General features: G+C 62.6%; 10 protein-coding genes and 1 pseudogene. 8 read left to right on the top strand and 3 right to left on the bottom strand.

Going from position 1 to position 11,898, the window contains the following annotated elements; genetic code table 11:
* The 8 genes and pseudogenes from ACESNB_RS03935 to ccoS form a co-directional block, all read left to right on the top strand.
* Nucleotides 1-185, top strand: a pseudogene (locus tag ACESNB_RS03935) (cytochrome-c oxidase, cbb3-type subunit I); the annotation flags it as partial.
* A gap of 10 nt (nucleotides 186-195) precedes the next feature.
* Nucleotides 196-963, top strand: a complete 768-nt coding sequence (gene ccoO / locus ACESNB_RS03930; protein WP_373004142.1) for a cytochrome-c oxidase, cbb3-type subunit II — start codon at nucleotides 196-198, stop codon at nucleotides 961-963.
* Nucleotides 964-972: 9 nt separating this feature from the next.
* Nucleotides 973-1,134 (top strand): cbb3-type cytochrome c oxidase subunit 3, encoded by a 162-nt coding sequence (locus tag ACESNB_RS03925; protein ID WP_373004138.1) that lies wholly within the window; start codon nucleotides 973-975, stop codon nucleotides 1,132-1,134.
* Nucleotides 1,127-2,014, top strand: coding sequence for a cytochrome-c oxidase, cbb3-type subunit III (gene ccoP / locus ACESNB_RS03920; RefSeq protein ID WP_373004135.1), 888 nt, complete (start codon nucleotides 1,127-1,129; stop codon nucleotides 2,012-2,014). The genes ACESNB_RS03925 and ccoP overlap by 8 nt, the downstream gene beginning before the upstream one ends.
* An 8-nt stretch (nucleotides 2,015-2,022) precedes the next feature.
* Complete coding sequence (gene ccoG, locus ACESNB_RS03915) at nucleotides 2,023-3,483, top strand: cytochrome c oxidase accessory protein CcoG (protein ID WP_373004132.1); 1,461 nt, start codon at nucleotides 2,023-2,025, stop codon at nucleotides 3,481-3,483.
* The gene (locus tag ACESNB_RS03910) at nucleotides 3,480-4,001 is read left to right on the top strand and encodes a FixH family protein (protein ID WP_373004129.1); all 522 of its coding nucleotides are present in this window, start codon (nucleotides 3,480-3,482) and stop codon (nucleotides 3,999-4,001) included. The genes ccoG and ACESNB_RS03910 overlap by 4 nt, the downstream gene beginning before the upstream one ends.
* Nucleotides 3,998-6,211 carry a heavy metal translocating P-type ATPase gene (locus tag ACESNB_RS03905; protein ID WP_373004126.1) on the top strand — a complete coding sequence of 738 codons (2,214 nt, stop codon included), beginning with the start codon at nucleotides 3,998-4,000 and terminating at the stop codon, nucleotides 6,209-6,211. Before ACESNB_RS03910 ends, ACESNB_RS03905 begins: the two co-directional genes overlap by 4 nt.
* Nucleotides 6,211-6,390, top strand: a complete 180-nt coding sequence (gene ccoS / locus ACESNB_RS03900) for a cbb3-type cytochrome oxidase assembly protein CcoS (protein WP_373004124.1) — start codon at nucleotides 6,211-6,213, stop codon at nucleotides 6,388-6,390. Before ACESNB_RS03905 ends, ccoS begins: the two co-directional genes overlap by 1 nt.
* On the opposite strand, the gene ACESNB_RS03895 is transcribed toward ccoS, so the two are convergent.
* The 3 genes from ACESNB_RS03895 to ACESNB_RS03885 are packed head-to-tail and all read right to left on the bottom strand — an operon-like array spanning nucleotide 6,362 to nucleotide 11,872.
* Entirely contained in the window at nucleotides 6,362-9,625 is a 3,264-nt protein-coding gene (locus ACESNB_RS03895; RefSeq protein ID WP_373004121.1) for an error-prone DNA polymerase, read from the bottom strand. The two genes, ccoS and ACESNB_RS03895, sit on opposite strands and share 29 nt — an antisense overlap.
* Nucleotides 9,622-11,145, bottom strand: coding sequence for a DNA polymerase Y family protein (locus ACESNB_RS03890; protein ID WP_373004118.1), 1,524 nt, complete (start codon nucleotides 11,143-11,145; stop codon nucleotides 9,622-9,624). The genes ACESNB_RS03895 and ACESNB_RS03890 overlap by 4 nt, the downstream gene beginning before the upstream one ends.
* Entirely contained in the window at nucleotides 11,117-11,872 is a 756-nt protein-coding gene (locus ACESNB_RS03885; protein ID WP_373004115.1) for an ImuA family protein, read from the bottom strand. Before ACESNB_RS03885 ends, ACESNB_RS03890 begins: the two co-directional genes overlap by 29 nt.
* Nucleotides 11,873-11,898 lie beyond the last annotated feature (26 nt).

Genomic DNA, 11,898 nt, shown 5'->3' with positions numbered 1-11,898 from the left:
TCATCGAAACCGTGGAAGCCAAGCACATCAACTACATGATCCGTGCACTTGGCGGTGGCATGTACCTGATGGGTGCGATCGTCATGGCGTACAATCTTGTCCGCACCGCGCTCGGGCACGGCGCCGCCGCAGGCGTTGTCGAACCGGCGCCAGCGCGCGCCGCCACTCTCCAACCTGCCGAATAGGAACTGAACAATGGGATTGTTCCAGAAACACCAGGCAATAGAACGCCACTCGCTGCTTCTCACTGTCGGCATCCTGCTTGTTGTCGCCGTCGGTGGCATCGTCGAGATCGCACCCCTCTTCTATCTCGAGAATACGATCGAGAAAGTTGTGGGCATGCGGCCTTACACGCCGCTCGAATTGACCGGACGAAACATTTATATCCGGGAAGGCTGCTATACGTGCCACTCGCAGATGGTGCGCCCGCTGCGTGACGAGGTTGAGCGCTACGGCCACTATTCGCTCGCCGCAGAAAGCATGTATGACCACCCATTCCAATGGGGTTCGAAACGGACCGGCCCGGATCTTGCGCGCCTTGGCGGCAAGTATTCCGATGAATGGCATGTCGATCACCTCCGGGACCCACGTTCTGTCGTGCCGGAATCGGTCATGCCGCCCTATGCGTTCCTGTCAGACAACTTGGTCCATTTCGAAGACGTTGGAGATCATCTGAAAGCGCTTCGTTTTGAAGGCGTGCCCTATTCAGACGAAATGATTGAAAATGCCAAAGCCGACCTGGTCGCCCAGGCGGATCCGAATGCCGATTATGACAATCAGGATGCGTTGGTTGCGCGATATGAAGCCGCTGCAGGACGTAAGGGTACCGTTATCGTCGGGGATTATGACGGCGATCCGTCGCGTATCACCGAGATGGACGCCTTGGTTGCCTATCTTCAGATGACCGGAACGCTCGTCGACTTCTCCACCTACGAAGCTGATGACCTCAGCAACCGCCGCTAGGAGCCTGACATGCACGAAATGCTTTCGAAATTTGCGCAAACCTGGGGCCTGGCCTGGTTCGTCGGGATGTTTGCTGTCGCGGTAGTTTATGCGCTCTGGCCGTCGAACAAGGCGAAATTCCGCGAGGCAGCCTACCTGCCGCTCGAAGACAAGGAGCCTGGTGATGAGTGATCAACACACGGAAATCGATGCACACTCCGGTGTCGAAACCACCGGGCATACCTGGGATGGAATCCAGGAACTCAACAATCCGCTTCCGCGCTGGTGGCTGATCGTCTGGTACATCTCCATCGCATGGGCATTCATCTATATTGTTCTCATGCCCGCCATCCCGGCACTTCCCGGCTTTGGCGGCACGAACACACCTGGGCTTCTTGGCCAATCCGACCGAACAAGTGTGTCCGAACAGGTTGCCACCATGAAAGCAGAACGCGGTGTCGCCTCTCAACGCCTGATGGCGGCCTCGCTGACGGAAATCCAGAATGACCTGAACTTGCAGCAATTCGCCATGGCAATGGGCGAAAGCGCCTTCGGCGACAATTGCGCGACGTGCCATGGTTCCGGCGGCCGCGGCGCGAAAGGTTATCCGATGCTCGCCGACGACGTATGGCTCTGGTCGGGCACGCTTGAAGGGATCGAGCAGACCGTCCGGCATGGCATCCGTCACGAAGGAGACGATGCCACGCGCTTTTCCGCCATGCCGGCCTTTGGCCGCGACAAGCTTTTGATGTCTTCGGAAATCGATGACCTCGTCCAGCATGTGCTGAGTTTTTCGGGACGCGACACGGATGCCTCTGCAGCAGCTGAGGGTTCAACCATCTTCGCGCTGCAATGTGCAACCTGCCATGGCGCCAACGCCAAAGGTGACCGCAATATCGGCGCACCAGACCTGACCGATGCCGAGTGGATTTTTGGCGGGGAGCCTGCTGACATTGCGGCGACTATCGCCAATGCCCGCAATGCTCATATGCCGGCCTGGCAGGGCCGTCTGGACGACCCGACGATCAAGGCGCTGGCCCTTTACGTTCACTCTCTCGGCGGTGGCGAATAATCACGACCATGGATCACGTCGCAAACCCTCCCAAGGCCCCGAACCCGCCGCCCGCTGCGCCGTCGCTCTATGAGCGTCGAAAGCAGATCTATCCGAAGCTGGCGCATGGCAAGTTCAGGATGGTCAAATGGGTGGTGATGGCGCTGACTCTCGGTGTCTACTATATCGTGCCGTGGATCCGGTGGCCGCGCGGCGAAGGCATTCCGGACCAAGCCGTGCTGGCCGATTTTGCAGGTGAGAAGTTCTATTTTTTCTTCATCACAATCTGGCCGCAGGAGATATTCTACCTGGCCGGTTTGCTGATCGTCGCAACATTCGGTCTGTTCCTCGTGACGTCACTGCTCGGGCGCGTCTGGTGCGGCTATACGTGTCCTCAGACCGTGTGGACCGATCTCTACATCTGGGTTGAACGCGCGTTTGAAGGCGACCGCGCTGCTCGCATGCGGCTGGACAAAGCGCCCTGGTCGCCGAACAAGGCCGCCCGCAAGATCGGCAAACACATTGTCTGGCTGATTATCGCGTTCCTGACGGGCGGCGCCCTGATCCTGTACTGGCATGACGCCCCAACGATCGCGCGCACGTTCTTTACCGGGCAGGCGCCGCTAACGGCTTACTTCTTCGCGGGTATGCTAACGCTGACTACCTATTTCCTTGCCGGCTGGATGCGCGAACAGGTTTGCACCTATATGTGCCCATGGCCCCGCATTCAGGGCGCCCTGACAGACGAATACGCGCTGAACGTCACTTATCGCTACGACCGTGGCGAGCCGAGAGGGCCGCTGCGCAAGGAACAGGGTTTTGAAGGCCGTGGCGACTGTATCGACTGCAAGCAGTGCGTTCAGGTCTGTCCGATGGGCATCGACATCCGCGACGGTGCCCAGCTTGAGTGTATCCATTGCGCGCTCTGCATTGATGCCTGCGATGATATCATGACGCGCGTGGGCCGTCCGACTGGCTTGATTGCCTATGATACAGACTTGGCCGTGGCGACACGTGCAGCAGGTGGCAATCCGGTCTACAAGCTGCTTCGGACGCGTACGGTGCTTTATGCTGTCCTCATGGTCGCGATTAGCGCGTTGATCCTCGTGGGGCTCGCAAAAGAGCCCACGTTCGAAATCAACGTCCTCAAGGACCGCTCGCCGCCTTTCGTCCAGCTGGCCAACGGTGATGTTCGGAATGGCTACACGCTCAAGCTCGTCAACAAGGCGACGATGGCCCGCGACACGATGGTCTCCATTTCCGGGCTGCCGGGCGCGGAATTCGAGATTATCGGCTTGTCCAAACCGGACGGCACTCAGGAAATGGAACTTCCGCTAGAGCAATATGGCGTTGATCGGTTCCGCCTGCTCGTCACGGCGCCCGGCGCGTCGCTGCCGCACAGGTCGTCGCTGGATATCACCGTCCTTGATCCCATGACTGGTGAAAGCCACACCAGTTCCGCCGCCTTCATGACTGCTGGAGCCAAATGATGCCAACACTGTCGCCTCCGCTGGAAACCGATGAAAAAGTCCTCAAAGGACACCACGTCCTGTTTTGGCTGATGGGGTTCTTTGGCCTGATGTTCGTCGTGAACGGCGTCTTCCTGTGGGCGGCGCTCTCATCATTTCCAGGCGAAGATGTACGTCATTCCTATTTGCAGGGGCTCCACTTCAACCAGACGATTGCGTCGCTCAAGCACCAGGAGGGCATGGCCTGGAAAGCGGAACTCGGCCTGATCGAGGAGCCGGATGGCGATGTGCTTGTCGCGCGGATTCTTGACGCGGACGGGCTGGCCTTGCCGTCCCGGAATGTCACTGCGGAGCTGCGACGCGCCGCGACACAGGACAGCGATATCATTGTCGACATGCTGCCTGTCGGGTCCGGCGAATACCGTGCCGAGCTGCCTGTCCTGACCAGAGGTGCGTGGCATGTCGCCCTGAACGCCGAGGTCGCTGACGGTCGTTCAGACACGGGATTCAAGGCGTCAAAGGTCATCATGGTCAAATGACCCAAGCTGAGAACAATCTGGTTGCCGGATGTCCAACGCGTCTCGCGCCGCCCGAAACGACGAGCGTGCCAGACCCCTCTGCCTTTGTTCGGCGCGTCAACGGACAGAACCGTCTTAGCCTGACGATACGCGGCGCCAAGTGCGGCGCATGCATCAGTCGGATCGAATCGGCTGTGAAAACGCTCCCGGGTGTCGAGACTGCTCGCCTGAACCTGTCGACAGGTGGGCTTGAAGTCGCCTGGCGTGGCGGGCTCACCGCCATTCCCATCGTCACGGCGATTAGTTCCCTTGGCTATGGCGTTGCACCGCAGGATCAGGGCAACGGCATTACGGATGAGCAGCGCGAGGAACGCAGCCTGCTCATCGCGTTGGGCGTTGCTGGTTTCGCTACTGCCAACATCATGCTCCTGTCCGTTTCGGTGTGGGCTGGCAACGGGGAAATGGGCACCTCGACCCGGATGATGCTGCATGGCCTCTCCGGCCTGATCGCGTTCCCCGCAATCCTATTTGCCGGCCGCGTCTTCTTCCGGTCAGCCTGGAACGTCCTCAAGCACGGTCACGCCAATATGGACGTGCCTATTTCGCTCGCCGTGATCATCGCGTTTTGCGTGAGTGTGTCGGAAACCTTGCGAGGCGGAGAGCACGCCTATTTCGACGCGTCGGTCATGCTGCTTTTCTTCCTCCTGATCGGCCGCTTCCTTGACGCGCGTGTCCGCCGGAAAGCGCATACGTCTGCGCGCGATCTGGCGGCGATGGCACATCGCAGCGTCACACGATTGGGAGAGACCGGCGAAGCCCGCTCCGTTCGCGCAAGCGAGATCCAGCCGGGCGACCGCATTCTCCTGGCACCTGGTGAGCAGGCGGTAGTCGACATGCAGGTGGAAACAGGCCTCTCCGAAGTCGATGAGAGCTTAGTGACCGGGGAGAGCGTTCCACGTACCGCAACCCAAGGCATGAACCTGCTGGCGGGTACGGTAAACCTGTCCCAGCCGCTGACGGGACGCGCGATTGCTGCCGCCAGTGATTCCCTTCTGTCAGATATTGCGCGCATGCTGGACGCAGGCGAACAGCGCCGCTCGACTTACCGGAAAATCGCTGACCGGGCCGTCTCGCTGTACGTGCCTTTCGTCCATACGTCCGCACTGCTCGCCTTCATTGGCTGGCTCCTGGCGGGCATGAGTGCCAATGAGGCCCTGCTGATCGGTGTCTCAACGCTGATCATCACGTGCCCTTGCGCGCTGGCGCTTGCCGCACCTGTGACCCAAGTGGTCGCGTCAGGTCGCCTGTTTCGCGCAGGCACATTCCTGAAATCCGGCGACGCGCTGGAGCGGTTGGCGCAATGCGACTACATCATCTTCGACAAGACAGGCACGCTGACATTTGGCACGCCGCGCCTTGCCGACCACGTCTCGCCTGACGTTCTCGGCAATGCGGCAAAACTGGCACGGGCCAGCCGCCATCCATTGTCGCGCGCGCTTGTCGAGGCTGCAGGTCCTGGGACCGTCGCGTCTGATGTCCGGGAATTCCCCGGCCTTGGGCTTGAAGGCGTGATCGATGGCGTCACCTGCCGGCTCGGATCGGCTGAATGGGTTGGCGCCGACGTTGACGTCGCCTCCAGCAGCTCTCTCTGGTTCGTAGAGGGCAATGACACGCCCGTCAGGTTCCAATTCAACGACCATATTCTTGACGATGCGACCCAGACAATCCGGGCCTTACAGCTGGCCGGGTATGGCATGGAAATCCTGTCGGGTGATCGCGAAGAGACCGTCGTCGATGTGGCCGGACAACTGGGAATCAGCGACTGGACAGCCAAGGCTTCTCCACGCGACAAGGTCGAGCGCCTCGAAGCATTGCAGGCCGCGGGTCATCGCGTGTTGATGATCGGGGACGGGTTGAACGATGCCGGGGCGTTGGCGCTTGCCAATGCGTCCGTCACGCCTGGCGGGGCCATGGACATCAGCCGGTCGGCCAGCGACGCGGTCTATTCCGGCGGGCTCGCCGCCCTGCCCCCGTTGATCGCGGTGGCGAAGCAGGCGCGCGCGGTTATGTTGCAGAATTTCGCCTTTGCCGCTGCCTATAACCTGGTGGCGGTGCCTGTCGCCGTCAGCGGCCATGCCACGCCGCTCGTCGCGGCCATTGCGATGTCGGCTTCGTCCATTCTCGTGTCGTTGAATGCGCTGCGCCTGAATACGATGCCGGAGCGTCTGTAATGGCTGGTCTGTTGTTCCTCATTCCCATCGCGCTCGGTATGGGGCTGATCGGCCTGCTCGCCTTCCTGTGGGCCGCGAGGTCGGGCCAGTTCGACGATCCGGATGGCGCTGCCAACCGTATCCTTGTGGATGATGATCGCCCACTTCCGTCTAGTGAAAGTCGCGACTCCGGGGAATGATCCTCACATTTCGCGGATGACGATGCATGTCGCCATGTTCGCCCGCCCCGCGACCTTCCTGTACCGCCCGCTTCACTTCATCTGCATTGGACAGCACGCCTTTCAACGGGGCGGACATGTGTTCTTCCGACAACAATGTCAGGTCAGCGGTGCGGTCGATCAGCTGCTCGGCGACAATGTGCGTGACATTGTCAGCCGACTGCACGCGCCCGCGTACGGACAGGATGCGCGCGCCCATGACGATCGGCCGGTAGCGTTCCATGACGCGTTTCCAGACAACGAGGTTGGCAATGCCCGACTCGTCCTCGATCGTGATGAACACGACCCCGCTGGCCGAACCCGGGCGCTGGCGCACGAGCACCAGCCCACATGTTTCCACGCGCCGGCCATCCGGCATGCCAACGGCTTCTGCCGTCGTCAGGATGCGCCGTGAGCTGTAGAGCGGGCGCAGAAACTGCAGAGGATGGTCCTTGAGCGAGAGCCGAGTCGTCTGGTAATCCTGAATGACCTGCTCGGAATCGGGCATCCGGGGCAGATGTGTCGCAACGTCTGCTCCCTGCTCTGCCGCATCTGCCACCGTGAACAAGGGCAGCGCCTTTCCTGCGGTGTCTCCCCTGACCGCCCACAGGGCCTCACGTCGTGACAGGCCGAGCGAGCCAAAAGCATCCGCTGCGGCGAGCAATTCCATCGCGCGGCGGGACAGGCCCGTTCGCAGGCGCACCTCTTCCAGCGTATCAAACCCCTGCCCGCGCGCGCCCATCAGCGCTTCCATCTCGTCCTCGCGTATGCCATCGACCTGCCGGAATCCGAGTCGCACGGCGGTCAGGCCATCGCTTGCACCCAGAGGCTCCAGCGCATTGTCCCAGTCAGAGTAATTCACGTCGACAGGCCGCACCTCCACACCATGCTCACGCGCATCCCGCACGATCTGGGCAGGCGCATAGAAGCCCATCGGCTGGCTGTTCAGCAGCGCGGCGCAGAACACGTCCGGATGATGGCATTTCAGCCAGGACGAGACATAGACGAGCAAGGCGAACGAAGCCGCATGGCTTTCGGGAAAGCCATATTCGCCAAAACCCTTCACCTGGTCGAAACAGCGTTGCGCAAACTCCGGCTGATACCCACGCGCAATCATCCGCGACACCATCATGTCTTCATAATTCTGGATCGTGCCGACCTTGCGAAACGTCGCCATGGCGCGGCGCAATCCATTGGCCTCGTCGGACGTGAACTTGGCTGCATCGATGGATATCTGCATGGCCTGCTCCTGGAACAGCGGCACGCCCAATGTGCGCTGCAGGATCTTGGCAAGTTCGTCGGGTGGCCCCTGTTCGGGCGCGGGGCTCGGGTAGCGCACGGTTTCCAGCCCCTTCCGGCGCCGCAGGTAAGGGTGAACCATATCGCCCTGAATGGGGCCGGGCCGGACGATGGCGACCTCAATGACGAGATCGTAGAATGTACGTGGCCTGAGACGCGGCAGCATGTTCATCTGGGCCCGGCTTTCGACCTGGAACACGCCAAGGCTGTCGCCTTCGCACAGCATGTCATAGGTCGCCGTGTCGTCCGCCGGAATGGTCGCCAGATTGAAGCGCAGGCCCTTATGAGCCTCGAGAAAGTCGAAGGCCTTGCGAATGCAGGTCAGCATGCCGAGGGCGAGCACATCGACCTTCAGGATGCCGAGGGCATTGATGTCGTCCTTGTCCCATTCGATGAAAGTGCGATCCGGCATGGCGGCATTGCCGATCGGAACCGTCTCGACAAGCGGGCCGCGCGTCAGGACGAAACCGCCGACATGCTGGGACAGGTGTCGCGGGAAGCCGATCAACTGGCGTGTCAGGGCAATGGCGCGGCGGATCATCGGGCTGGCGGGATCAAGGCCCGCCTGCCCGATTTGGGAGGCCGGAATGTCATCCCCCCAGCTACCCCAGACACAGCCGGCGAGCGCGGTGGAAATATCCTCTGTCAGGCCGAGCGCCTTGCAGACTTCGCGAACGGCTGAGCGGGGGCGGTAGGAGATGACCGTCGCCGTCAGGGCGGCGCGCTGGCGTCCATAGCGCCGATAGACATACTGGATCACTTCCTCGCGCCGCTCGTGCTCGAAGTCGACATCAATGTCGGGCGGTTCCTTGCGTTCGCGTGAGAGGAATCGTTCGAACAGGAGGCTGGTCTCTGCCGGGTCCACGCTGGTGACGCCAAGGCAGAAACAGACGGCAGAATTGGCAGCCGAACCGCGACCCTGACAGAGGATATCCTGCGAGCGGGCCCAGGCGACGATGTCGGTCACAGTCAGGAAGTAAGGCGCGTAGGAAAGCTCTTCAATCAGGTCGAGTTCCTTGCTCAGTTGGGCGCGAATGCGGGCCGGGATTCCCGCCGGGTAACGCCACTCGGCGCCCTGCCATGTCAGGTATTCGAGATGGTGCTGCGGCGTCGAACCGGGCGGGACGGGTTCATCCGGATATTCATAGGCGAGTTCGTCGAGACTGAAATTGCATCGCGCGACAATTTCCAGCGTGCGCGCCAAGGCCGGTTCGAAGCCCTTGAAAAGGCGGGCCATTTCTTCCGGTGCCTTGAGGTGGCGTTCGGCGTTTGCCTCGAGGCGGAAGCCCGCCGTATCGATTGTGCAATGCTCGCGGATACAGGTGATGACGTCCTGCAGGGGGCGGCGGGCGGCTGTATGATAGATGACATCATTGATGGCCATCATCGGAATGCCGCAACGCGCACCAAGGCTCGCGAGACGGGCCAGGTGCTCGCGGTTGCGGCCCTGAAAGGCATAGCGCGCGGCGAGGTAGAGAGAGCCCGGCCAAAGCCCGGCCAGATGCTGCAGCGTTGTCTCGAAAGCCGCACCCGGACGCTCTGGCGGAAGCGCTATGAATATCTGACCTTCGCTGGCGGCGGAAATCTCCGCGAGGGTGATCAGGCAGTCGCCTTTCTCTGCCTTCAGCTTGCCGTCTGACAGCAGGCGCGAGAGACGACCATAGGCGGCGCGGTCCGTCGGGTAGCAGATGAGTTCGGGGCCATCCTGCGGGGCAAGGCGTGCGCCGATCAGCAGGTGCATGCCCGCTGCTTTGGCGGCCAGATGAGCCCGTACGACACCGGAAAGCGTATTGCGATCTGCAACGCCTATTGCCGCAAGGCCGAGGTCGCGGGCGCGGTTCACCAGTTCTCCGGCATGGGAGGCGCCGTGGAGAAAGGAGAAATTCGTGGTGACGGCAAGTTCAGCGTACCGGCTCATGCAAAAAGGCCCTGCACGTACCATTCAGGCGCGGCGCCACGGTCGTCATCATAGAGGCCGTCACGGAACAGCCAGTAGCGCCCGCCCTTATTGTCCTCGACCCGGTAATAGTCCCGGGCGCGGGGCATTTTCCCAGTACCGCCTACAGGCGGCAGGCTGCGCCACCATTCGGGATTGATGCGCTCGGGACCGTCGGCGCGCGAGACAGTCCGCACGACACGGCGCCAGACAAAGCGCAGTGGCGGGCCGTCCGGCACCTCGGCAATGACGTCGACGCGTTCGGGGTGGGAGAGCATGCGGACGGGGCGTGGGCCGGTGGTGGCAGGGGTGTGGGACGGGGGTGGCAGGGCCCCGTCATAGGGGTGCCAGTGCTCTGCCCGGTCCGGTGCGTGGCTCTCCTGCGGCGTGTTCACCTGGACACTTCCCGGCCCTAGTTTTGCGACGATCCGGTCAGCGAGGGCGGCCAGTGCCGCGTCGTCCGTGTCGCTGGCGGCGAGGTCGCCGGAGAGGGCCACGGCACTGACGCTCATTGGGCCGGTGCGGCGCGCTTCGAGAAGGAGGAGATCGATCCCGAAGCCGGGGTCGATACTGTCCAGCGTTTCGCGGAACAGGCGCAGGATGTGGGCAGGCATCCGCACCGGCCGGGCGGCAGTGACGGCGAGGCTGGAGACCTCGCCATCGGACTTGAAGGCGTGGAAGGCAAAGCTGCGCGCGCCCTGGCCGAGTTGGGCTAAATCCGCGCAAAGGGTCTCTGTCAGCTGCCGGAGCCCTTCTTCTAATCCTTCACTGCTGGCGATGGGCTCGGGACATGGCAGGCGCGCCGCATGGGCGGGAGGTGGTTGGAGAGGTCGGAGCGGTTCTATGCGGAGGCCGAGCGCCTGATCGAGCCGGAGGCAGGCCGCATCGGCCATGTCGCGGGACTGGAAGCGCCGGGCGAGGGCCTTGCGATCAATGTCGTAGAGCTGTCCGATCCGGGTGAGACCGAAACGGCGCAGCAGGGTCACGGCCTCGTTTGAGAGGCGGAGCGCGGCGACCGAAAGTTCAGCGAGGCCGTCTCGTTCGGCACCTTCAGGCAGCAGCGCCGGGACGCCTTCCCTTGCAGCAGCGCGCGCGAGGGCTGAGGCGGCGCCGGGTGTGCCAGCGAGCCCGATCCTATGCACATAGCCAGCGCGCGTGAGACGCTGCGAGAGGGCTGCGACCATCGCTGGCTCGCCGCCATGCAAGTGGTCGCAGCCGGTTGTCTCGAGCATCAGGCCATCCAGGCCATCAAGCGCTGTCAGCGGTGTCCAGCGGACCATCCAGGCTGCGAGGGCCCGTAGGCCCCGCGCATCGGCCTCACGGTCGATTTCTTCGGACAGGAGCTGGGGCGCACGGGCGCGGGCATCGGTGAAGCGCAGGCCGGGCGCGATGCCGAAGCCAAGGGCTGTGCGGTTGGAAGCCGCAACGACAAGGCCCGCCTGCCCGCTTTCCGTCAGGACGAAGGGCGCCGGGTCAGCTGGCCCGGCGGATGCCGGACGCATCGGACGGCCCGCGGCGTGGAGGCGCTGGCGGCGTAACCTGTCCAGCGGCCAGTCCGGAAACCATAGTGAGAGATAGCGTTTCATCGTTCCACTCAAGGTCAAAGCTGCGCCCGGCGAGATGCGGGGCGGTACGGGAGCGCTCGAGGACGGCGTGCCAGCGGGGCGTGCCGGGGGCGCGGCAATCGTAACGGTTGGGGGCGGAGGGCTTGGGGGCGACGCGCCAGCGTGCCTCGGCAGCGGTTGCCCCTTCCCGTCCATAGGGCATCAGGAGGACCACGGGCACGCCGTGTCGGCCGGAGGCGAGCGCGAGGCGGCGTGTGGCGGTAAAGTCGGCACCGGATATCTCGGCGACGACGAGGGAGACGGCGCTGGAAGCAATGGCTTCCTCGATGGTCCAGAGCGCGTCGGCCAGCTTGCCCGGACGCACAACAAGCCGAGGTGTGTGATGGGCAGAGAAAGCCCGCAGGGCGCTATCGGGCACGAGGCCGTGTTCCAGGCCGAGCCCCGCCTGTGTGATCCAGAGAATGGCCCCTGCCCTGTTGGCGCCGCGCCCCTCGGCGCGGGCGGCGAGGGCAAAGCCGGTCAGCGCCGGTATGTCGCCGAATGCGGCCTCTGCCAGCTCATGCACACCGGTCTGGGCAAGGCCAAAAGGAAAGACGGCGCGCACGGGCGAACGCGCCGTTTGGGCACGCACGATGCCTTTCGCCTTGAGGGTTGCGAGATCCATATGTTCTTATTTTGTTCTTTTGCTTC

It is taken from the genome of Hyphomonas sp. (assembly GCF_041689225.1).
GTDB lineage: Bacteria > Pseudomonadota > Alphaproteobacteria > Caulobacterales > Hyphomonadaceae > Hyphomonas.
Note: the sequence above shows the minus strand (reverse complement) of the source record. Positions and strands in the feature narration are given on the sequence as shown.

What these genes read in the sequence shown, in the direction of transcription:
- ccoO (WP_373004142.1), top strand. Translation starts at nt 196, where the DNA reads ATGGGATTGTTCCAGAAACACCAGGCAATAGAACGCCACTCGCTGCTT.
- ccoP (WP_373004135.1), top strand. Translation starts at nt 1,127, where the DNA reads ATGAGTGATCAACACACGGAAATCGATGCACACTCCGGTGTCGAAACC.
- ACESNB_RS03885 (WP_373004115.1), bottom strand. Translation starts at nt 11,872, where the DNA reads ATGGATCTCGCAACCCTCAAGGCGAAAGGCATCGTGCGTGCCCAAACG.
- ACESNB_RS03925 (WP_373004138.1), top strand. Translation starts at nt 973, where the DNA reads ATGCACGAAATGCTTTCGAAATTTGCGCAAACCTGGGGCCTGGCCTGG.
- ACESNB_RS03905 (WP_373004126.1), top strand. Translation starts at nt 3,998, where the DNA reads ATGACCCAAGCTGAGAACAATCTGGTTGCCGGATGTCCAACGCGTCTC.
- ACESNB_RS03895 (WP_373004121.1), bottom strand. Translation starts at nt 9,625, where the DNA reads ATGAGCCGGTACGCTGAACTTGCCGTCACCACGAATTTCTCCTTTCTC.
- ACESNB_RS03910 (WP_373004129.1), top strand. Translation starts at nt 3,480, where the DNA reads ATGATGCCAACACTGTCGCCTCCGCTGGAAACCGATGAAAAAGTCCTC.
- ccoG (WP_373004132.1), top strand. Translation starts at nt 2,023, where the DNA reads ATGGATCACGTCGCAAACCCTCCCAAGGCCCCGAACCCGCCGCCCGCT.
- ACESNB_RS03890 (WP_373004118.1), bottom strand. Translation starts at nt 11,145, where the DNA reads ATGCGTCCGGCATCCGCCGGGCCAGCTGACCCGGCGCCCTTCGTCCTG.
- ccoS (WP_373004124.1), top strand. Translation starts at nt 6,211, where the DNA reads ATGGCTGGTCTGTTGTTCCTCATTCCCATCGCGCTCGGTATGGGGCTG.